This is a genomic window from Nonomuraea sp. NPDC050153, from assembly GCF_044460125.1.
Taxonomy (GTDB): Bacteria; Actinomycetota; Actinomycetes; order Streptosporangiales; family Streptosporangiaceae; genus Nonomuraea.
This window is the reverse complement of sequence record NZ_JBITJQ010000004.1, coordinates 115,789-135,516: the sequence shown is the minus strand read 5'-3', so window position 1 is coordinate 135,516 and position 19,728 is coordinate 115,789. Positions and strand designations below refer to the sequence as shown.

The window sequence follows — 19,728 nt, the reverse complement described above, 5'->3', positions numbered from 1 at the left end:
TCAAGAGTGTCGTGGCTCGGAGATAGGGTGATCTGCATGTCCCGACAGGATGGCCGCAACTCTGACCAGCTTCGCCCCATAACCATCACCAGGCGCTGGCTCGCCCACGCCGAAGGATCGGTGCTGGTCGAATTCGGCAACACGCGGGTGTTGTGCGCGGCGTCGGTCCAGGACAGCGTGCCCCGGTGGCGCAGGGGCAGCGGCCAGGGGTGGGTTACGGCCGAATATGCCATGTTGCCCCGGGCGACCAATACTCGCAACGATCGCGAATCGGTCCGCGGCAAAATCGGCGGCCGGACCCACGAGATTTCCCGGCTGATCGGGCGTTCTCTTCGCGCCTGCGTCGATTACAAAGCGTTGGGGGAAAACTCCATTCTGCTCGACTGCGACGTGCTGGACGCCGACGGCGGCACCAGGACCGCCGCGATCACCGGCGCTTACGTCGCGCTCGCCGACGCGATCGCCTGGATGCGCGAGCGCCGGATGTGCCCGGGCGACCCGCTGATCGGCTCGGTCGCGGCCGTCTCCGTCGGGGTCATCGGCTCGGTGCCGATGCTCGACCTCTGCTACACCGAAGACGTGGCCGCCGAGACCGACATGAACGTCGTGATGACCGGCGAGGGCAGCTTCGTCGAGGTGCAGGGCACCGCCGAGGGTGCCCCCTTCGACCGCGCGGCGCTCGACCAGCTCCTCGACCTGGCCGTGGGCGGCTGCCAGGAGCTCACGCTGATCCAGCAGGAGGCGCTGGGCTCATGAGGATCGTCCTGGCCACCCGCAACATGGGCAAGATCGTGGAGCTGCGCCGGATCCTGTCCGGGTTCGACGTCGTCGGGCTCGAGGAGTTCCCCGCGATCGGCGAGGTCGCCGAGACCGGGGTCACGTTCGAGGAAAACGCGCTGCTCAAGGCGCACGCCGTGGCACAGCAGTCGGGGCTGCCCGCGGTGGCCGACGACTCGGGGCTCTGCGTCGACGTGCTGGGCGGCATGCCGGGCGTCTTCTCCGCCCGCTGGTCGGGGCGGCACGGCGACGACCAGGCCAACCTCGATCTGCTGCTGGCGCAGGTCTCCGACGTGCCCGCCGACAAGCTGACCGCGCACTTCGCCTGTGCCGCCGCGCTGGCGCTGCCCTCGGGGGAGTCCCGGGTGGTGGAGGGCGCGCTCCAGGGGCGCCTGATCTCCGCCCGCCGGGGGTCCAACGGGTTCGGGTACGACCCGATCTTCGTGCCCGACGGCGAGGGGCGCACGACGGCCGAGATGTCGCCGGAGGAGAAGGACGCGATCAGCCACCGGGGGCGGGCCTTCCGCGCGCTGGCGCCCCTCGTGCGGGAGCTCCTCAGCTCGTAACCACCGTGTAAGAACCGCCCGGGGCCGGGCGGCGTAACGTCGGACTGTGCAGAGTAATCCGATGGTGCCCGCGTGGGCGAAGGCCCTGATGGGGCTGGTGGCCGGGGGCGTGGCCCTCGGGATCGCGCAGCTCGCGGCCGCGTTCGCCGGGCCCAAGTCATCGCCCGTGGTGGCGGTGGGCGACGTGGCGATCGATCTCACGCCCGCGCCGCTCAAGGAATTCGCGATCAGGACGTTCGGCGAGAACGACAAGACGGTCCTCATCGCGGGCGTGCTGATCGTGGTCCTCGGCGGGGTCGCGCCCCTCATCGGGACGCTGGCCGCGCGCCGGCTCGGCTACGGCTTCGCGGGGCTGGCCGTTTTCGGGGCGATCGGCCTGGCGGCGGTGCTGACCCGGCCGGACGCCGGGGTCCTGGACGCGCTGCCGACCCTGGTGGGGGCGGCGGCCGGCGCCTGGACGCTGGGCCGGCTGGTACGGCGGGCAGCGGGCGAGCCCGTCACCCCTCCACCGCCCCCGCCCGCCGAGTCCGCCAGGGCCGCCGAGTCCGCCGGGGCCGCCGAGTCCGCCGGGGCCGCCGAGTCCGCCGGGGCCGCCGAGTCCGCCGGGGCCGCCGAGTCCGCCGGGGCCGCCGGGGCCGCCGAGTCCGCCGGGGCCGCCGGCGTTTCCGGGGATGGCGGTGGCGAGGGCCGCGACGGTGCGGAGCGGCCTGCGGTGATGCTGGCCGGGGCGGACCTGTGGTCGTTCGATCGGCGGCGGCTGCTGACCGGCGCCACCGGCGGGGCGGTGGTCGCGATCGGGAGCGCCGTGCTCGGGCAGACGCTCGGCGGGCAGCGGGCCGTGGACGCCGAACGCGTGAAGGTCGCGCTGCCCAAGCCTGCGACGTCGGCCAAACCCATTCCGGCAGCCGCAGACCTCCACATCAGGGGCTTGTCTCCATTTATTACGAGAAATCGTGACTTCTATAGGGTCGACACGGCGCTCGTCGTCCCCCAGGTGGATCCCAGAAGCTGGAAGCTGCGCATCCACGGCATGGTCGACCGGCCGGTCGAGCTCACGTACCAGGAGCTGCTCGGCATGCCGCTCACCGAGGCGGACGTCACGCTCACCTGCGTCTCCAACGAGGTCGGCGGCGAGTACATCGGCAACGCCCGCTGGCTCGGCGTCCGCATGCCCGAGGTGCTGCGCCGGGCCGGGCTCCAGTCCGGCGCCGACATGCTTCTGTCCACCTCGGCCGACGGCTTCACCTGCGGCACCCCGGTCGACGTGGTCATGGACGGCCGAGACGCGCTGTTCGCGATCGCGATGAACGGCGAGGCCCTCCCCGTGGCCCACGGCTTCCCCGTGCGCCAGGTGGTGCCCGGTCTGTACGGATACGTCTCGGCCACCAAGTGGGTCGTGGACATCAAGGTGACCAGGTTCGACCGGGACGAGGCGTACTGGACGCCGCGCGGCTGGTCGGCCAAGGGCCCCATCAAGACGCAGTCGCGCATCGACGTGCCCAAGTCGGGCGATTCGCTGAAGGCCGGGCGTACCACGATCGCCGGGGTGGCGTGGGCGCAGCACACCGGGGTGGACGCCGTGGAGGTCAGGGTCGATCGCGGGCAGTGGCGGCAGGCGCGGCTGGCCGAGGTGCCGGGCCCCGACACCTGGCGTCAGTGGTCGATCGACTGGGACGCCACGGCGGGGGAGCACACGATCCAGGTGCGGGCGACCGACGCCGCCGGGCGTACCCAGACCGAGCAGGAGGCCTCGCCCGCGCCCGACGGGGCGACCGGCTGGCACACCATCACGGTGAAGGTGTCCTGAGCCCTGCTTGTCCCTGTTTCCGCAGGTACGGCCGGTGGTTCTGGCGGAGAATCTTGCCGACTTCCCCTCCCTGCCACGGCGACCCCTCTACGATCGGTCGTCGAGCATGACAGGAGGCAGGACGTGTTCCGCGAGCGCAAGCCGACCGTCCGGTGGGTCCTTCCAGACGGACAGTACAACCCTGTGGTGGCCGAGGGGATGCGGTGGCTCGACTACGAGCGCGCCGCCGAGACCGGCACCGCCCCCACGCGCGCCCCGGGCGGCCCGGCCACCTTGGAGCCCGGCGCGCCCGGCGGCACGCGACCCGACCGTGACCCCTGGTCCGACCGTGACTCACGGTCCGACCACGATCCCTGGCCCAAGCGTGACCTACGGTCCGACCACGATCCCCGGCCCGAGCGTGACCTACGGTCCGACCACGATCCCGGGTCCGAGCGCGACCCACGATCCGGGCATGATCCTCGATCCGGCCGCGATCCCTGGCTTGACCGCGATCCCCGGTCCGAGGGTCCTCGCGTGCCCGACATGTCGGACACGCCGGGTGACCTCCTCGACGTCGAGGAGGGTGACTGGTTCGAGCGGACGCGGCGGCCGGCCAGGCTCGTCGACTCCAGACCGTACGGGATGCCGGGTGGGCTCGCCCAGCCGGACCCGCAGGTGGAGCGGGACCTCGCCGAGGCGCTGCGGCCCGGGGACCGCTTCCCCGACCCGCGCGGCACCTGGGTGCGGCTGATCAACGGCGGCGGGCCCGCCGACGACCCGTTCCGGGCCTCCAACGCCGCCGACTGCGCGCTGGCCGTGCTGTCGACCTGGCACGGCGAGCCCGCCACGGCCGCGCCCAGATTCCCGGAGTACGACCGGATCGGCCGGCCCCTGCTGACCGGAGAGCAGGGGAGCCTGTCCAGGATCGAGCGGTGGGTCGGGCAGCGCTTCCAGTACGCCGGGCAGGGCCGGCACGCCTATCCGGTGATCACGCGGCGGCTGCGGGACGCCGGGCACGGGGCCGGGGCCGTTCTCGTGGTGCGCTGGCCCGGAGGCGGCTCCCACGCCTGGAACGCGGTCAACTCCGACGGCGAGGTGATCTGGATCGACGCTCAGAGGGGGCACATGTCCGTCGAACCGGCGTACACGACGGTGACCGGGGTGTTCTGCGTGGTGCTCGATCGGCAGGGCAGGCCGCGATGAACCTGGACCAGGCTCGGGCGCTGGCCGAGGAGTACTTCAACGGCGTGCTGGCGCCCGGCGAGACGCTGCCGGTGGGGGTGCACGGGTTCCGCGACGGATATGTGGCGTGGGTGCGCGACCTCGAACCCGACGACCCGGCCACGCTGCCGGAGACGATCGGGGGCGGGTGCATCGTGATCGACCGTGCCACGGGCGAGGTGGTGGCCCGGCCGCTCCTCGACCCTGAGGCCGTCGCCGACCTCTGGCCCGGCCGCACGCCCCGCTGAGAGGCTAGCCGCTGCTGGTGGGAAGAGGGATCGGCGCCGACGGTGCCGGGGCCACATCGCCCGATCGGGGCTCCGGCAGCACATAACCGCACTGGACGCCGTCAGGCCCTCGCTCACAGGCGGGACCGAGGCGATCGGGCACCTGGAAGCGCTTGGGCGCCCAGCCCAGCTCCTCCCAGTACACCCCGCGGTGCATCTCGTCCCGATGCGAGAAATCGCCGGCCATGGCCACGGCGGTGCCACCCAGCACGGCGCCGAGCACGAGGCCGATGAGACCGGCGCCGAGGACCTGAGCCTGCTTCTGCCGGAAGAACTCCCGGTAGGAGCCGGGACGAGGAGGCGGCGCCAGGGGCATGGTGAAGCCGGGGCCCGGAGGGGCCTCGCCGTACCTCAGCCTGCTCCGCTCCTCAGGCTCGTGAAGCTCGTCCGCAGGGGTCGGGTCGCGCGGTGCTTCCTCTTCACCGCGCGACCCGGCGTCGCGATCATGATCCGCCATCACGATCTCCCTTTACTCGCCCACTGGAGGGGCGCTCCCAACGACAAGAATGCCCAAGCCACCGTAAGACCGGCGTAAGACCCAGGTCTGCCCCTGCGACGTAAGACCTGGGTCGTAGGCACACTTCCACCTCCAGGCGGAACCACGGTCAGACGGAGGTACATATCGTGATGGTGTGTTCGGCAAGGTACGGGCGTGGTCGAGACGCCACGAGAAGCTGGCGAGCGTGCTGCGGGTCGCGCCGCTGGCCGCGCTGTGCGTGATCCTGGCATTCCCGTACGCGGCCATGCCCTCGACCGTGGACGCCGGCCCCCACCTCGGCGTGGCCGGATACCTGGCCCTGTCGGCGGTGCTGCTGCTGCCGCTGCTCTGGCGCGACCGCCCGATCGCCGCGTTCGCCGTGATCGCGCTGATCAGCTTCGGGCAGTGGCTGGCCGGCGTCAGCCCGCTGGCCGCCAACCTCGCCGTGCTGATCGCGCTCTGGGCGGTGGCGTACGGTCGCTCGTTCCGCTGGGCGCTGGCCGCGGGCCTGGTGACGGAGCTGGGCGTGTTCATGGCGCTGGCCAGGTGGGACACGCCCACGTTGGGGATGTTCTTCAGCGGCTCGATCTTCGTGGTGACGATCTGGCTGACCGGCCTGTACGCCAACACGCGCAGGCGCTACCTGGAAGGGCTGGAGGAGCGCGCGGAACGGGCCGAACGCGAGCGTGACCAGCAGGCCAGGATGGCCGCCGCGGCCGAGCGCGCCAGGATCGCCAGAGAGCTGCACGACGTCGTGGCGCACAACGTCAGCGTGATGGTGGTCCAGGCCGACGGCGCGGGCTTCGCCCTCGACAGCGACCCCGAGCAGGCCCGCGAGGCCGTCAGAGCCATCTCCAAGACCGGGCGCGCCGCGCTGGCCGAGATGCGCAGGCTGGTCGGCGTCCTGCGCGAGGACGAGCGGACGAGCACCGACTACACCCCGCAGCCGGGGCTCGGCCAGCTGGAGGACCTGGTGCGCGGCTCGGCCGTGCCCACGCGGCTCCAGGTCGGCGGCGTGCCCGTCGAGCTGCCCGAGGGCCAGCAGCTCGCCGTCTACCGCATCGTCCAGGAGGCCCTCACGAACGCGCTCAAGCACGGCGGCCCGGGCGTCCAGGCGCTCGTGGAGATCGACTACGGCGGCCCCGAGCTCGTCGTACGCGTGACCGACGACGGCAGGGGCGCGGCGGCCCCCCGGAGCGCCGACGGCCACGGCCTGATCGGCATGCGCGAGCGGGTCGGCATGTACGGCGGCGCGGTGTCGGCGGAGCCCAGGCAGGGTGGCGGGTTCGAGGTGCTGGCGAGGTTGCCCATGGTCAAGGCGGCGTAGCGGAGGTGGGCGGATGATTCGCGTGATGCTGGTCGACGATCAGGAGCTGCTGCGCGCCGGGTTCAGGATGGTGCTCGCGGCCCAGCCGGACATCGAGGTGGTGGCCGAGGCGGGCGACGGGGCCGCGGCGCTGGAGCTGCTCGAGACCACCGAGGTGGACGTCGTGCTCATGGACGTGCGCATGCCGGTCATGGACGGCGTCGAGGCCACCGGCCGCATCCAGGGCCCGAAGGTGCTGATCCTGACCACGTTCGACCTCGACGAGTACGCGTTCGCCGCGGTCAAGGCGGGCGCCGCCGGGTTCCTGCTGAAGGACGTGCCGCCGGACGACCTGGTCGACGCGATCAAGATCGTGCACGCGGGCGACTCGGTGGTCTCGCCGAGCACGTTGCGGCGGATGCTGGACAGGTTCGCCGCGCAGCTCCCGACGGACGAGCCGGTGGCGACGGCCGAGCTGACGCCGCGCGAGCGCGAGGTGCTGCTCATGGTGGCCCGTGGCCTGTCCAACATGGAGATCGCCGGCCGCCTGCAGGTGGCGGAGGCGACGGTGAAGACGCACCTGGGGCGGGTGCTGGCCAAGCTGGGGCTGCGGGACCGGGCCCAGGTCGTGGTCTACGCGTACGAGGCCGGGCTGATCGTGCCGTCGCATCGACCGGAAGTCATCGGCCGGAAGTCTGACCGGGGTCATCTGTAGTCCTACACGAAGTCCATCCACAGGTCCCATAGATCCTGAACTTTCCGCTCCTAGCGTGGTTCGCGTTGAAAAACCGCGACAAGGAGTAAAAGTGACGCTCACCGATACCCGGCGCCAGGCCCCGCCCGCGGTGGTGGCCAGAGATCTGACCAAGGTGTACGGCGAGGGCGACGCCCGGGTGCACGCCCTCCGCGCGGTGAACGTGTCCTTCGCCACCGGGGCCTTCACCGCCATCATGGGCCCGTCGGGCTCCGGCAAGTCCACGCTGATGCACTGCCTGGCCGGGCTCGACACCGCCACCTCGGGCGCCGTGCACATCGGCGACGTGGAGCTGACCGGGCTGGACGACCGGCAGCTCACGCTGCTGCGCCGCGACCGGATCGGGTTCGTCTTCCAGGCCTTCAACCTGCTGCCCACGCTCACCGCCGAGCAGAACATCCGCCTGCCGCTGGACATCGCCGCCCGCCAGGCGGACCAGGCGCTGTTCGACCGGGTGATCGAGACCGTCGGGCTGAAGGACCGGCTCTCCCACCGGCCGAACCAGCTCTCCGGCGGCCAGCAGCAGCGCGTGGCCGTGGCCAGGGCACTGATCAGCAAGCCCCAGGTGATCTTCGCCGACGAGCCCACGGGGAACCTGGACTCCCGCAGCGGCGCCGAGGTCCTGTCCTTCCTGCGTACTTCCGTACGCGAGCTGGGCCAGACCATCGTCATGGTCACGCACGACCCGGTGGCCGCCTCGTACGCCGACCGCGTGGTGTTCCTGCGCGACGGCGAGCTGGTCAGCGAGCTCGCCGCGCCCACGCCGCAGTCCGTGCTGGACACCCTCGTGCAACTGGAAAGGGCGTGACGACGTGCTGAAGACGGCACTGGCCGGGCTGCGCGCGCACAAGCTCAGGCTGCTGCTCACCTCGCTGGCGATCACGCTGGGGGTGGGGTTCATCGCGGGCACGTTCGTGCTGAACGACACCGTGCAGGCCGGGTTCGCGCAGCGCGTCACGGCCGACGCCGGCAAGGTGGACGTGGCCGTGCTGCCCAAGGACCCCGACGCGGTGCTGCCGGAGCGGGTCCTGGAGCAGGTGCGCGCCCTGGACGGCGTGACCGAGGCCCAGGGCCTGATCCGCGCCGCCGCCCCCGTGCTCGGCAAGGACGGCAAGGCCGTCGGGAACGCCCCCACCACGGCCCTGTCCGTCATCCGGGGGCCGCTCGACCGCACCGACATCGTCTCGGGCACCGGCCCGGGCACCGACGACCAGGCCGCCGTGCTGGACAAGAACACCGCCAAGGCCCAGGGCTTCACGGTCGGCGACACGATCACCGTGCTCGACGCCAAGGAGCGCAGGCACCAGTTCAAGCTCGTCGGCCTGCTCGACCCCGGCGTGGACCAGGAGCTCTCTTACACCGGCGCGGTCGGCTTCACCTCCGCCACCGCACAGCGGATGACCGGCGCGCAGGGCTACCGCGAGATCGACGTCGCGGGCACGGCTCCCGGGCTGGAGCAGGCCGTGGCGGCGGCCGTCGGCGGCGCGTACGTGGTCAAGACCGGCGGCGAGCTGGCCGACGACCTGGCCAGGGCGGCCGGCGTGGAGACCCGGATGTTCACGCTGGGCCTGCTGATGTTCGGCGTCGTGGCGATGATGGTGGCCGCGCTGGTCATCTACAACACCTTCAACATCCTCGTCGCGCAGCGCACCAGAGAGATGGCGCTGCTGCGGTGCATCGGGGCCACGCGCGGGCAGGTGTTCGGCTCGATCGTGCTGGAGTCCGCGGTGGTGGGACTGATCGCCTCCGCGCTCGGCCTGGTCATCGGGTACGGCCTGGCCTCGCTCACGCTGACGCTCCTGGCCACGTTCGACGCCCCGATGCCCACGGACGCGGCCGTCGCCCTCAGCCCCGCCACGATCGGGATCGGCCTGGCCGTCGGCCTGGCCGTCACGCTGGGCGCGGCGCTGCTGCCCGCCAGGTCGGCCACCCGGGTGGCGCCGATCGCGGCGCTGCGCAGCCAGGTCGAGGAGCAGACGTTCCGCGCGGGGGGCGTACGCGGCATCTTCGCCGCGCTCTTCCTGGTGGCGGGCCTCGGCACGACGGCCGTCGGAGTCTTCGCGCTCACGCCCGGCCAGCAGGTCTCGCTCTTCGTCGTCATGGCCGGGGGCGCGCTGACGTTCCTGGCCACGCTGATCCTGGGCCCGCTGCTGATCAAGCCGCTGAGCACGCTGGTCGGCTGGCTCCCCGGCAGGCTGTTCGGGGTGCCGGGACGGCTCGCGGTGGACAACTCGGGGCGCAACCCCAAGCGGGCCGCGACCACGACGATCGCGCTGACGATCGGCGTGACGCTCATGACGCTGATCTCGGTGGTGACCGCGTCCACCAGGCTGACGCTGACGGCCAAGCTGGACGACCAGTTCCCGATCGACTACATGCTGGCCGGCCAGCAGCGCGACCCGGTCATCCCACGGTCCGTGGCCACGGAGCTGCGCGGCAGGCCGGAGCTGGCCTCCGTGGCGCAGCTGCGCACCACCAGGGCCGAGGTCTCGGGCCGGCGGCTCGACGTCGGCACGTTCAGCGGGGCGATCGACCCATCCGTGACCGCCGGCTCTCTGAAGGGCTTCGGCCCCGGGCAGGCGGCGGTGGCCGACAACGTGGCCAAGGAGCTGGGAGTGCGGCTCGGCGACCCGGTCCCGCTGAAGACCGGGGAGGCCGGGGTCGTCTCGCTGAAGGTGGTGGCGCTGCTCGACGGGGCCCAGTCGTCGCTGCCGTCGGTCACGGTCGCGGAGGCGGCGTTCGACACGTACTTCGGCGCCCTGCCCGACTCCCGCGTCCTGATCAACATCAAGGACGGCGTGCCGCCCGAGCGGGCCCGCAAGGTGGTGGACGCCGCCGTCGCGGCCTACCCGACCGTGCAGGTGTCGAGCTCGACGGAGGTACGCGGCCAGTTCGACGAGACGCTGGACATGCTGCTCATGATCATCACCGGGCTGCTGGGGCTGGCGATCCTGATCTCGCTCCTGGGCATCGCCAACACGCTCTCCCTGTCGGTCCACGAGCGCACCAGGGAGTCGGCGCTGCTGCGCGCCCTGGGCCTGACCCGGCCGCAGCTGCGCCGGATGTTGTCCGTCGAGGCGCTGGTGCTGGGGCTGATCGGGGCGTTGGTGGGGGTGGTGCTCGGCGGCGTCTTCGGCTGGGCCGCGATCATGGCGATGCTGGACGGGGCCGTCCTGTCGGTGCCCACGGGGCAGATCGCGCTGTTCGTGCTGCTGTCGGGAGCGGCCGGCATGCTGGCCGCCGTGCTCCCGGCGCGGCGCGCGGCCCGGGCCTCGATCGTCGGCTCCCTGGCAGCCGGCTGACCTCGCCGATCGAGAGCCCTGGCCTCGTGCCCGGGCGGCTCGACCATTCGCGACTGCCGGCTCCAGAACATGAGAAAACCCTCGAGCCCGTGGGTTCGAGGGTTTTCGAGGTAGCGAGACATCACATTCGTAGGGCCGGTGGGATTCGAACCCACACTAACAGCCACCTAAAGACTGCGCCTCTGCCATTGGGCTACGACCCCTTTTTGCCTTTCCCCTTCCCGCATAGTTCCCAGTCTGAGAATGGCAATTCGGGCACAGGAAGCGAAGATTCTCCCTTCGATTGTCGAGCCAATCGCCGTTGACATGGTCAACGTGGAGCGTCAGCGGCCTTCCCTGCCACGTATCCCCGATTCTACAGCTTGCGCACGCGTACGAGACCCCGGCTTCACGCAATGCTCGGCGAAGCGCGGGTGCCTTCTCGCGGATGGAGCCGGGCGGGCGAAGCACGAGAACCTGCTGATAGGGGCGGCGGGCAGGGGAGCTCCGCCCCTTCCCGTGAGCTTGTCCGACGAAGTGGGACGTATCGATGCCGAAGTGCCTCAGTCGCCTGCTGATGTGGGCATGGCTGCCGCCCGCCCACTTGATGCCGAGATGCCGGAGCACATCGGCGACACTGCGGGACTTGGCCGCCGCCTCCGCGAGCAACTCGTGGGAATACTTGATATAAGCTGCCACGGCGCAAGCCTAGAAAACGCGACTGACATTCTTTGGCGACCCAAAAGAAATGTCATATCCAGGCAATCGCCGCATTTACTGCGGAACTGGGCCCTCGCTGGAGGGCCCGCGGGTGGTGGTCAGCTCAGGCCCAGCTTCTTCTTGAGCCCGGCCACGTGACCCGTGGCCTTCACGTTGTAGAGCGCCTGCTCCACCTTTCCGTCGGCGTCGATGACGAACGTCGAGCGGATGACCCCCACGACCTCCTTGCCGTACAGCTTCTTCGTGCCGTACGCGCCGTAGGCCTGATGCACGGTCAGGTCGGGGTCGGACAGCAAGGGGAAGTTCAGGGTGTCGCGTTCGGCGAATTTGACAAGTTTTTCCGGTTTGTCCTTAGACACGCCAAGTACGACGAAACCCTCGGCCGTCAACTGGCCGAGGTTGTCGCGGAAGTCGCAGGCCTGCTTGGTGCACCCGGGTGTCATCGCGGCAGGGTAGAAGTAGAGGATCACCCGCTTACCGCGGTAGGCGTCAAGAGAGACGGTCTCGCCGTCGGCGGCGGGTAGCGTGAACTCGGGCGCGGCGTCGCCGGGCGCGAGCTTGGTTTCGGTCAATGGGCCCTCCTGAGTTCCTTCCCGCCAACCTACCGGCCTGGCCGCCGTGCCGTACGGCGTGCCGACCTGACAGACTGATCACCACCAAGAACGATGGAGCTCGCACGGCACGCGGAGCGGGCGCGGCCACGCGTGAGGCCGAGAGGAGAGCCATGGCTGACACCGATCCGGACGAGCTGGAGCGGCGGATCGCGCAGACGCGCGCGGAGTTGGCGCAGACGGTCGACGCCATAGCCGACCGGGTGAGCCCCAAGCGGGTCGCCGAGCGCACGGTGGCCGACGTCAAGAGCAGGGCCACGCACTTCGTGTCGTCCGTGGGCGACGCGCTGGGGGTGGCGCCGCGGCCGGTCGAAGCCGGCGAGCATCCCGACCAGATGTGGGAAGAGGAGCGGCCCGACCTGGCGCCGGTGCTCATCGGGATCGGCGCGGTGCTGGTCGTGGGTGCGGCCATCGTGCTCTGGCGCCGCCGCAAGCGCCGCTGACCTGCGGCGGGCCCGCTGGGGCGCTCGGTCCGTCCGTGCGCGGCCGGTCGGCGCTCAGCAGGTCGGGACGCGGCCGGTCGGCGCTCAGTCGCTCGGGATGCAGTCGCTCGGGATGCAGTCGGTCGGGACGCAGTCGGTCGGGGCGCTCAGAGGAAGGTCCGGCCCTCGCCCCGGTAGGTGGGCACCGACTCCACGAGCGTGTCGCCGTCGATGAGGTGGAGCGCGTCGAAGCGCTCGCACATCTCGCCCGCCTTGGCGTGCCTGAACCACACCCGGTCCCCGATCCGCAGGTCCTGGGCCGCCTGGCCGAGCAGCGGGGTCTGCACCTCGCCCGCCCCTTCGTCCCGGGCGTAGTGCAGCCCGGCCGGCAGGTACGGCTGGGGCAGGCGGCTCGGGCCCGGCGTGCCCGAGGCCAGGTAGCCGCCGCCGAGCACGGTCACGGTGTCCACGCTCGGGCGGCGCACCACCGGCAGGGCGAAGAGCGCGGCCGGGTGCCCGGTGAAGCGGCGGTAGAAGTCGAACAGTCTCGGGTGGAAGAAGCCGGATCCGGCCGCCACCTCGGTGACGGCCTTCTCGCGTACGGTGCGCTCGACGGATCCGGTGCCGCCGCCGTTGACGAACTCCAGGTCGGTGACCTGGCGGACGGCGTTCACGATGCGACCGCGCCTGACGATGAGGTCCCTGGCGGAGCGGGCCTGCATGATGCGGACGGCGCGGGTGTAGGCGGCGTTCGCGGGTGGGGCGTCGCCGACCCCGGCGATCTGGGCCTCGTACGCCATCAGCCCGGTCACCCGGAACCCGGGGCGCTTGGCGATGGCCGCGGCCAGCTCGGCGGCCTCTTCGGGCTCGCGGATCGGTGAGCGGAGCACCCCTGCCCGAAATTTCCCGCCAAAGGCGATATATCCGGCGTCGATGTCGATACATGTCCGGATCTCGGCCCTGGAGCTGACCTCGGCCATGGCCGCCTCGGCGAAGTCCAGGTGGGCGGTCGAGTCGATGGTCACGGTGATGTGCCTGGCCGCGTTCTCGTCCCCGGCCAGCTCGGCCAGCGCGTGCCGGTCGGCCGTCGGGTACGCCACCAGGATGTCCGTGAACCCGTGGGAGGCCAGCCACAGCGCCTCGGGGAGCGTGAAGGCCATGATGCCCTGGAAGCCGTCCATGGCCAGGATGCGTTCGAGCACGGGACGGCTGCGGACCGACTTGCTGGCCACCCGGATCGGCTTGCCCGCCGCCCTCCGTACGAGGTCCGCCGCGTTGGCCCGCATGGCAGCCAGGTCCAGGATGGCGAACGGCGGCTCCAGGACCGCTGTGGCGCGGTCGTAGCGCTGGCGGTCGTCCATATGTGCAGCGTAACGGCATATCCGGCAAATGAATATGAGTGTTGTTCACCTTGTTGCCCGCCCCCGTAATGTTCGGGCAAACGGGCGGCGGGGGCGCGGTTCCGGCCGCGCGGGACCCGTGTACGTGTGTCGTTGTGATGACCACGCTTCAGCAGATAGTCCCCGGTGCCGCCGTCCCCGCGCGGCACACCGGGCTGCGCCGGGCGAGCAGGGCGCTCAGGCCGGCGCGAACCCTCCCTGGAGCCCTCGTCGCGCTCACACTGGCCACCGGGCTGGGGGCGACGGCGGCCGAGATCGTGTCGGGGCTGCTGGGCCACCCGCTCGGCTGGGTCCCGGTCAACGAACTGGTCGAGTTCGCGGGCAAGACCACCTGGCCCGAGCTGTCCACCGCCGCGGTGGCCGCGGCCGGCGCGGGCACGGCGATGCTGCTGCTGGCGATCGTGCCCGGCCAGTCGAGGCTGGTGCCGGTGGAGACGTCCGACCCGCGGATCGTCATCGGCATCACCCGCTCGGGCCTGCGCCGCACGCTCCGCGCGGCCGCCCAGAAGGTGTCGGGGGTGGACCGGGCCCGGGTACGGCTGCGCAGGAGGACCATCGAGGTCACGGTCATGACGGGCACGGAGAGCTCCGGCACGATGCTCAGGCAGGTCGGCGTGGCGGTGGGGGACCGCCTGGCCGGCGTGGGCACGCTGGGCACGGGCGAGGTCGTGGTCCGGCTGCGCAGAAAGGGAGCCTGATGCCCGAACGCACCGACACGGGCCGGACGCGTGGAGAGGCGGCGTGATGCCTGAGCGCACCGACACGGGCCGGATGCCCGGAGAGGCGGCGTGATGCCCGAACGCACCGAGACGCAGCGGGCGCCCTCCCGCGCCAAGGGGGCCTCGATCCGGCAGTATGCGGGCAACCGCGTCGGGCTGGCCATCGTGGGCGGCACGCTGCTGGGCCTGGGCGCGTACGCCTGGCTCCGCGGTCACGGCCGCTTCTTCGACCTGCCTGCCGCCACCAGGATCCTCCCGGCCCCGACCCGCCGGGTGCTCGCCGACGAGCCCTGGCCCCTGTGGGTGCTGGCCCTGAGCTTCTTGCTCCTGACCCTGGTCTCGCTGCGCTGGCTCCTGCTCAGCCTCGGCTGGGGCCGCCGCGGTGCCCACAACGGCACGGGCACCGCGATGCTCTTCGTCGGGCTGAAGGGCGTGGAAGGGCTGGGCCGCTCGGCGGTGCGGGTCGCCGAGAACGGCCTGCACCTCACCCTGACGTGCCCGTCCACCGCGGACGTGGGCGCGGTGGTGAGCAAACTGGACCATGACATCGTCGGCAGGATCCGCCGCGAGATCATCGACGACGACGCGAGCACCGTCGTCCGCCTGCACGTCCGCCGCTGAAATGCGGGCGGATATTCCCGGCGGCGTTCCACATAAAACATTCGCCAATGACCTCCGGCCGCGTGTCGATCGGGGTGGCCGGTAATCAGCGGAGACTACCTTTCATCCTGTCGGTGCGGGCGCGCTAAAAAAGGAGATTCGAATGACCGGAATAGGAAAACTCGCGGTGGCTCTCGCCTTTTCGGCCGGTGCTGCCGTTGCCGGCGGCATTTCGTCCCCGGCGCTGGCCGACGGCCAGCCGGTCATAGACTTCGTCGACAATGTCGTACCGAACCCGAAAGTGCTCTCGGACCTGCTCCCGAACGTGAGCGTGGCACCCTCGGTGCTGTGCATTCCCACGGCACAGAACACCAACAGCACCGATGGCGACCGCAACCGGGTGGGCAACAACCAGACCATCAACTGCACACAGAGTGCGCAGCAGACGACGTCGCCGGCGAATGCGCTCAGGGATTATGAGAAAGTCACGGGGCAGCCTCAAACGCTCCCCGTGGGCCTGTCGAACGAGATCGTCGTCATGTGCCCCGCCGGCAAAGTGGCGCTGGGCGGCGGGTATCTCATCACCGGCAACTTCCCGCCGAACACCAACATCGACGAGATCATAGATGCTCCGACCGCCGCGAATGACGGATGGCGACTTCAGTTCCTGACCGCTGGCAGCACGCAGTTCCAGGTTGTTCCGTTCGTGACCTGCGCCAGGCCGTCCTGACCCGGTCAGCACTCGATCACGTTGACGGCCAGGCCGCCGCGCGAGGTCTCCTTGTACTTGTCGAGCATGTCCCGCCCGGTGTCCCGCATCGTCTTGATGGCACGATCCAGCGGCACGAAGTGGCGGCCGTCGCCGCGCAGGGCGATCCGGGCGGCCGTGATGGCCTTGTTGGAGGCGACCGCGTTCCGCTCGATGCACGGGATCTGGACCAGGCCGCCGATCGGGTCGCAGGTCAGCCCCAGGTTGTGCTCGATGCCGATCTCGGCTGCGTTCTCGACCTGCTCGGGCGTGCCCCCGAGGGCCTCCGTGAGGCCGGCCGAGGCCATCGAGCAGGCGGAGCCGACCTCGCCCTGGCAGCCCACCTCGGCGCCGGAGATCGAGGCGTTCTCCTTGAACAGCACGCCGATCGCGCCCGCCGTCAGCAGGAAGCGGACCACGCCCTCCTCGTCCGCGTGCGGGACGAATCGGGTGTAGTACGTCAGGACGGCCGGGATGATGCCCGCGGCGCCGTTGGTGGGGGCGGTGACGATGCGGCCGCCGGCGGCGTTCTCCTCGTTGACCGCCAGTGCGAACAGCGCCACCCAGTCCATGGCCTGCAACGGGTCCTTCTCTGGCGACTCCGACTGCAGGCGGCGGTGGAGCTGGTTGGCGCGGCGCTTGACCTTGAGGCCGCCGGGCAGGACGCCCTCCTTGGCGATGCCGCGGCGCACGCACTCCGACATGACCGTCCACAGCCGCAGCAGGCCCGAGCGGATCTCCTCCTCGGTGCGGCCGAACGCCTTCTCGTTCTCCAGCATCAGCGCGGAGATCGACAGACCCGTGTTCGAGCAGTGCTTGAGCAGCTCCTCGCCCGTGGTGAAGGGGAAGGGCAGGATCGTGTCGTCCGGCTTGATGCGATCGGCGCCGGTGGCCTTCTCGTCCACGACGAAGCCGCCGCCGACCGAGAAGTAGACCTTCTCCCTCAGCTTCTCGCCGTCGGCGTCGTACGCGGTGAAGCGCATGCCGTTCGGGTGCTCGGGCAGCGAGATCTTGCGCTCGAAGACGAGGTGCTCGCCCACGACGAAGGGGATCTCGTGCGTCCCGTACAGCTTGACCGTGCCCGACTCGCGCATCTCGGCCAGGCGGCCGTCGATGGAGTCGACGTCGACCAGCTCGGGCTTCTCGCCGGACAGGCCGAGCAGGACCGCCTTGTCGCTGCCGTGGCCCTTGCCGGTCAGGCCGAGCGAGCCGTACAGGATGGCCTCGACCCGCGCGACCTGGGAGAGCAGACCGTCGTCGTGCAGCCCGCGGGCGAACTTGTGCGCGGCCGCCATCGGGCCTCCCGTGTGGGAGCTCGACGGGCCGATGCCGATTTTGAAAAGGTCGAAGACGCTGATCGCCATTGATGGCGCCTTTCATGCTGGGGCCGGGGCCCGCGCAGAGCCCCGGCAAACAGGTCAGGAATCGCCTGAGGTGAACGCCGTGTACTCCTCGGCGGAGAGCACGTCCCCGGCGTCGCCCTCGACGCGCACCCGGAACATCCAGCCCTCTCCATACGGGTCACTGTTGACCAGGCTCGGGTCGTCGACCACGGCCTGGTTCACCTCGACGATCTCGCCGCCGACGGGGGTGTAGATCTCGTTCACCGACTTGGTCGACTCCACCTCGCCGACGGAGTCGCCCGGCTCGACGTTCGACCCGACGTCGGGGAGCTGCACGTAGACGACGTCACCAAGGGACTCGGCGGCGAAGGCCGTGACGCCGATGGTCACGGTGAGGCCGTCGTCGAGGCCGGCCACCCACTCGTGCTCCTTGGTGTAGCTCAGGTCGTCAGGGATGTTGCTCACTTGTTCCTCCTGTAGAAGGGCAGCTCTACCAGGTCCATAGGTTCATGGCTGCCCCGGATGTCCACGGCCAGGCCTGACTCGACGCCGGTGTCCACGTAGGCCATCGCGATGGGCTTGCCCAGGGTCTGGGAGGGCGCACCGCTGGTGACCTCGCCGACGACGGCGCCGTCTTTGGTGACCGGGTAGCCGTGACGCGGCACCCGGCGTCCCCGCGCGACCAGGCCGACGAGCCGGCGCCGCGGCGCGTCGTCCTTGACCGCCTCGAGCGCCGACCTGCCGACGAAGTCGCCCGGCTTGTCGAATTTCACCACTCTGCCCAGCCCCGCGTCGAACGGGGTCAGTTCGGCGCTCAGTTCGTTGCCGTACAGCGGCATGCCGGCCTCGAGTCTGAGGGTGTCGCGGCTGGACAGGCCGGCGGGCTTGAGGCCGTACGGCTCGCCCGCCGCCATGAGCGCGTGCCAGAGCGGCACGGCGTCCTGGTTGGCGACGAACAGCTCGAACCCGTCCTCTCCGGTGTAGCCGGTACGGGCGATCAGCGCCTGCCGCCCGTCGACCAGCTCGGGCAGGCCCGCGTAGTACTTGAGCCCGTCGAGGTCGGCGTCGGTGAGCGTGGCGAGGATCTCCTGAGCCCGGGGCCCCTGTACGGCGATCAGCGCGTACTGGTCCGACCGGTCCTCGACCAGCACGTCGTACGCCTTCGACCGCTCTGTCAGCTCTTTTGCGACTTTTTCGTAGTTTGACGCGTTTGCCACGACCATGAACTCGTCGTCGTCCAGCCGGTAGACGATGAGGTCGTCGAGCACGCCACCCTGCTGGTTGACGATCATGGTGTATCTGGCCCGTCCGGTCGCCAGCGCCGACAGGTGGCCGACCAGCGCGTAGTCGAGCGCCTGCCCGGCCTGCGGCCCGGTCAGGAAGATTTCGCCCATGTGGGAGAGGTCGAACAGCCCGGCCGCCTGGCGAACGGCGTTGTGCTCCGCGGACTCGCTCCCGTACCGGAGGGGCATGAGCCACCCGGCGAAGTCGGTGAGCGTGGCGCCGAGGCTCTGGTGAACGTCTCGTAGCGGTGTAGGTCGGGACATATGTCGCACCTCTGGACAGGATTGGATGCCAGCATCCTCCCCCTCTGTCATCGATGCCTGAGAGCTTCGCCCGAGTTTTGCCGGACTTTCACCTTCGGCGAGGCCCTGTGGGCCTGCTTTCCAGAGGTCACCATAGGCCGCGCGGTCCTTTGCCTTGAGAGGTTTGCGGGGAGGGCTTGCTCCTTCAGGGACCCTGACCGGCTGTCAGGGCGCTCTCCCGCACGGTTTCACCGGTGATGTCCGTCAGCCTAGTGCCGGGATGGGGTTGTTGTCGCGTTCTGAGGACTCATGAACCACTCCGGGGGTCACCGACGTCGAAGGGATATGAATCGGCGAACGGCGGCCTTCGGCCTGCTGGCGACCCTGGCCCTGGCGGGCTGCGGCGCATCGGAGGCGGCGGCCCCGCCCCGGTACGAGGCCAGCCTGACGGTGCTCGAAGGCGGTGGCCACGGGCCGCAGCTGTGCACGATGATCATGGAGTCGCTGCCACCGCAGTGCGGCGGTCCGGACGTCGTCGGCTGGGACTGGAACAAGGTGGATCACGAGTCGCAGGGCGGCGTGAAGTGGGGCGAGTACCGCGTCGTGGGCACCTGGGACGGCGCCCGGCTGACGCTCACCGAGCCGCCCGGCGCCCCCGCGAAGGCGGCCTCCGCGCGCCAGGTGGACTTCACCAGCCCGTGCCCGGCGCCGGACGGCGGCTGGCGGCCCGTCGATCCCGCCAAGGCCACGCAGCAGGCGATGGAGCAGGCGATGTCGCGGGCCGGCGCGGTCGAGGAGTTCGCGGGCGCCTGGATCGACCAGAGCTACATGGAGGGCAAGCCCGCGGAGTCGCCTGAGGCCAACGACCCGCTGCGGCTGGTGCTCAACCTGAAGTTCACCGGCGACCTGTCCGGCCGAGAGGCGTGGATCCGCGAGGTGTGGGGCGGCGCGCTGTGCGTCAGCGGCGCGGCGCGCACCGAGGGCGAGTTGCGGGAGATCCAGCGGGAGGTCGAGGCCGAGCTGGGCGGCGGTCTCGTCTCGGCGTCGTCCAACGTGCTGCGCAACCAGGTGGACGTGCTGGTCTGGGCGGCCACCGACGAGCAGCGCCGCGGCGTCGAGGCCGAGCACGGCGCCGGAGCCGTGATGCTGGACAGCGTGCTCAGACCGGTGGCGTGAGGAC

20 protein-coding genes, 1 tRNA gene and 1 riboswitch are annotated in these 19,728 nt (G+C 70.7%); of the genes, 14 read left to right on the top strand and 7 right to left on the bottom strand.

The window, feature by feature from the left end; translation table 11 throughout:
* The first annotated feature begins 36 nt into the window (after positions 1-36).
* From rph to ACIBQ1_RS12695, 5 genes are all read left to right on the top strand, one after another.
* Positions 37-756, top strand: coding sequence for a ribonuclease PH (gene rph, locus ACIBQ1_RS12715; RefSeq protein WP_397276970.1), 720 nt, complete (start codon positions 37-39; stop codon positions 754-756).
* Positions 753-1,343: an RdgB/HAM1 family non-canonical purine NTP pyrophosphatase gene (gene rdgB, locus ACIBQ1_RS12710; RefSeq protein ID WP_397276968.1), complete on the top strand. Its 591-nt coding sequence runs from the start codon at positions 753-755 to the stop codon at positions 1,341-1,343. Before rph ends, rdgB begins: the two co-directional genes overlap by 4 nt.
* 46 nt (positions 1,344-1,389) lie before the next feature.
* Positions 1,390-3,150: a molybdopterin-dependent oxidoreductase gene (locus ACIBQ1_RS12705; protein ID WP_397276966.1), complete on the top strand. Its 1,761-nt coding sequence runs from the start codon at positions 1,390-1,392 to the stop codon at positions 3,148-3,150.
* A gap of 525 nt (positions 3,151-3,675) precedes the next feature.
* Entirely contained in the window at positions 3,676-4,335 is a 660-nt protein-coding gene (locus tag ACIBQ1_RS12700; protein WP_397277661.1) for a toxin glutamine deamidase domain-containing protein, read from the top strand.
* Positions 4,332-4,601 carry a hypothetical protein gene (locus ACIBQ1_RS12695; RefSeq protein WP_397276964.1) on the top strand — a complete coding sequence of 90 codons (270 nt, stop codon included), beginning with the start codon at positions 4,332-4,334 and terminating at the stop codon, positions 4,599-4,601. Before ACIBQ1_RS12700 ends, ACIBQ1_RS12695 begins: the two co-directional genes overlap by 4 nt.
* A 4-nt stretch (positions 4,602-4,605) precedes the next feature.
* Here the strand turns inward: ACIBQ1_RS12695 and ACIBQ1_RS12690 are convergent, their stop codons facing one another.
* Positions 4,606-5,097 carry a hypothetical protein gene (locus tag ACIBQ1_RS12690; RefSeq protein WP_397276962.1) on the bottom strand — a complete coding sequence of 164 codons (492 nt, stop codon included), beginning with the start codon at positions 5,095-5,097 and terminating at the stop codon, positions 4,606-4,608.
* Positions 5,098-5,272: 175 nt separating this feature from the next.
* Between ACIBQ1_RS12690 and ACIBQ1_RS12685 the strand changes: the two genes are divergently transcribed.
* From ACIBQ1_RS12685 to ACIBQ1_RS12670, 4 genes are all read left to right on the top strand, one after another.
* A complete protein-coding gene (locus ACIBQ1_RS12685; RefSeq protein WP_397276961.1) occupies positions 5,273-6,445 on the top strand; it encodes a sensor histidine kinase in 1,173 nt (390 codons plus the stop codon).
* Between the two features lie 13 nt (positions 6,446-6,458).
* Positions 6,459-7,139, top strand: coding sequence for a response regulator transcription factor (locus ACIBQ1_RS12680; RefSeq protein ID WP_397276959.1), 681 nt, complete (start codon positions 6,459-6,461; stop codon positions 7,137-7,139).
* Between the two features lie 91 nt (positions 7,140-7,230).
* Positions 7,231-7,986, top strand: coding sequence for an ABC transporter ATP-binding protein (locus tag ACIBQ1_RS12675; protein ID WP_397276958.1), 756 nt, complete (start codon positions 7,231-7,233; stop codon positions 7,984-7,986).
* 4 nt (positions 7,987-7,990) lie between these two features.
* Complete coding sequence (locus ACIBQ1_RS12670) at positions 7,991-10,480, top strand: ABC transporter permease (RefSeq protein WP_397276956.1); 2,490 nt, start codon at positions 7,991-7,993, stop codon at positions 10,478-10,480.
* Between the two features lie 130 nt (positions 10,481-10,610).
* Here ACIBQ1_RS12670 and ACIBQ1_RS12665 read toward each other — a convergent pair.
* Both ACIBQ1_RS12665 and bcp read right to left on the bottom strand, forming a co-directional pair.
* Positions 10,611-10,683 (bottom strand) — tRNA-Leu (locus tag ACIBQ1_RS12665).
* 594 nt (positions 10,684-11,277) lie between these two features.
* Positions 11,278-11,751, bottom strand: coding sequence for a thioredoxin-dependent thiol peroxidase (gene bcp / locus ACIBQ1_RS12660; protein ID WP_397276955.1), 474 nt, complete (start codon positions 11,749-11,751; stop codon positions 11,278-11,280).
* Positions 11,752-11,903: 152 nt separating this feature from the next.
* Between bcp and ACIBQ1_RS12655 the strand changes: the two genes are divergently transcribed.
* Entirely contained in the window at positions 11,904-12,233 is a 330-nt protein-coding gene (locus ACIBQ1_RS12655; RefSeq protein WP_397276954.1) for a DUF3618 domain-containing protein, read from the top strand.
* 146 nt (positions 12,234-12,379) lie between these two features.
* Here ACIBQ1_RS12655 and ACIBQ1_RS12650 read toward each other — a convergent pair whose 3' ends face one another.
* Entirely contained in the window at positions 12,380-13,573 is a 1,194-nt protein-coding gene (locus ACIBQ1_RS12650) for an amino acid deaminase/aldolase (protein ID WP_397276952.1), read from the bottom strand.
* A gap of 137 nt (positions 13,574-13,710) precedes the next feature.
* On the opposite strand from ACIBQ1_RS12650, the gene ACIBQ1_RS12645 reads away from it, so the two are divergent.
* From ACIBQ1_RS12645 to ACIBQ1_RS12635, 3 genes are all read left to right on the top strand, one after another.
* Positions 13,711-14,310, top strand: coding sequence for a DUF6286 domain-containing protein (locus ACIBQ1_RS12645; RefSeq protein WP_397276951.1), 600 nt, complete (start codon positions 13,711-13,713; stop codon positions 14,308-14,310).
* Between the two features lie 93 nt (positions 14,311-14,403).
* Positions 14,404-14,952 carry a hypothetical protein gene (locus tag ACIBQ1_RS12640; protein ID WP_397276949.1) on the top strand — a complete coding sequence of 183 codons (549 nt, stop codon included), beginning with the start codon at positions 14,404-14,406 and terminating at the stop codon, positions 14,950-14,952.
* Positions 14,953-15,094: 142 nt separating this feature from the next.
* On the top strand, positions 15,095-15,661 hold the full coding sequence (locus tag ACIBQ1_RS12635; protein ID WP_397276948.1) for a hypothetical protein: 567 nt from the start codon (positions 15,095-15,097) through the stop codon (positions 15,659-15,661).
* 5 nt (positions 15,662-15,666) lie between these two features.
* Here the strand turns inward: ACIBQ1_RS12635 and ACIBQ1_RS12630 are convergent, their stop codons facing one another.
* The 3 genes from ACIBQ1_RS12630 to gcvT are packed head-to-tail and all read right to left on the bottom strand — an operon-like array spanning position 15,667 to position 18,569.
* The gene (locus ACIBQ1_RS12630) at positions 15,667-17,043 is read right to left on the bottom strand and encodes an L-serine ammonia-lyase (protein WP_397276946.1); all 1,377 of its coding nucleotides are present in this window, start codon (positions 17,041-17,043) and stop codon (positions 15,667-15,669) included.
* A 54-nt stretch (positions 17,044-17,097) separates the two neighbouring features.
* The gene (gene gcvH / locus ACIBQ1_RS12625) at positions 17,098-17,487 is read right to left on the bottom strand and encodes a glycine cleavage system protein GcvH (RefSeq protein ID WP_397276944.1); all 390 of its coding nucleotides are present in this window, start codon (positions 17,485-17,487) and stop codon (positions 17,098-17,100) included.
* Positions 17,484-18,569: a glycine cleavage system aminomethyltransferase GcvT gene (gene gcvT / locus ACIBQ1_RS12620; protein ID WP_397276943.1), complete on the bottom strand. Its 1,086-nt coding sequence runs from the start codon at positions 18,567-18,569 to the stop codon at positions 17,484-17,486. The genes gcvH and gcvT overlap by 4 nt, the downstream gene beginning before the upstream one ends.
* Positions 18,570-18,701: 132 nt before the next feature.
* A riboswitch (glycine riboswitch) is annotated at positions 18,702-18,799 on the bottom strand.
* A gap of 94 nt (positions 18,800-18,893) precedes the next feature.
* Here gcvT and ACIBQ1_RS12615 point away from each other — a divergent pair.
* Positions 18,894-19,724, top strand: coding sequence for a hypothetical protein (locus ACIBQ1_RS12615; protein ID WP_397276942.1), 831 nt, complete (start codon positions 18,894-18,896; stop codon positions 19,722-19,724).
* Positions 19,725-19,728 lie beyond the last annotated feature (4 nt).

Excerpts from the sequence above, each read along its gene's own strand:
- rph (WP_397276970.1), top strand. The coding sequence starts at position 37 with ATGTCCCGACAGGATGGCCGCAACTCTGACCAGCTTCGCCCCATAACC.
- rdgB (WP_397276968.1), top strand. The coding sequence starts at position 753 with ATGAGGATCGTCCTGGCCACCCGCAACATGGGCAAGATCGTGGAGCTG.
- ACIBQ1_RS12700 (WP_397277661.1), top strand. The coding sequence starts at position 3,676 with ATGTCGGACACGCCGGGTGACCTCCTCGACGTCGAGGAGGGTGACTGG.
- ACIBQ1_RS12695 (WP_397276964.1), top strand. The coding sequence starts at position 4,332 with ATGAACCTGGACCAGGCTCGGGCGCTGGCCGAGGAGTACTTCAACGGC.
- ACIBQ1_RS12690 (WP_397276962.1), bottom strand. The coding sequence starts at position 5,097 with ATGGCGGATCATGATCGCGACGCCGGGTCGCGCGGTGAAGAGGAAGCA.
- ACIBQ1_RS12680 (WP_397276959.1), top strand. The coding sequence starts at position 6,459 with ATGATTCGCGTGATGCTGGTCGACGATCAGGAGCTGCTGCGCGCCGGG.
- ACIBQ1_RS12655 (WP_397276954.1), top strand. The coding sequence starts at position 11,904 with ATGGCTGACACCGATCCGGACGAGCTGGAGCGGCGGATCGCGCAGACG.
- ACIBQ1_RS12650 (WP_397276952.1), bottom strand. The coding sequence starts at position 13,573 with ATGGACGACCGCCAGCGCTACGACCGCGCCACAGCGGTCCTGGAGCCG.
- ACIBQ1_RS12645 (WP_397276951.1), top strand. The coding sequence starts at position 13,711 with ATGACCACGCTTCAGCAGATAGTCCCCGGTGCCGCCGTCCCCGCGCGG.
- ACIBQ1_RS12640 (WP_397276949.1), top strand. The coding sequence starts at position 14,404 with ATGCCCGAACGCACCGAGACGCAGCGGGCGCCCTCCCGCGCCAAGGGG.
- ACIBQ1_RS12635 (WP_397276948.1), top strand. The coding sequence starts at position 15,095 with ATGACCGGAATAGGAAAACTCGCGGTGGCTCTCGCCTTTTCGGCCGGT.
- ACIBQ1_RS12630 (WP_397276946.1), bottom strand. The coding sequence starts at position 17,043 with ATGGCGATCAGCGTCTTCGACCTTTTCAAAATCGGCATCGGCCCGTCG.
- gcvT (WP_397276943.1), bottom strand. The coding sequence starts at position 18,569 with ATGTCCCGACCTACACCGCTACGAGACGTTCACCAGAGCCTCGGCGCC.
- ACIBQ1_RS12615 (WP_397276942.1), top strand. The coding sequence starts at position 18,894 with ATGAATCGGCGAACGGCGGCCTTCGGCCTGCTGGCGACCCTGGCCCTG.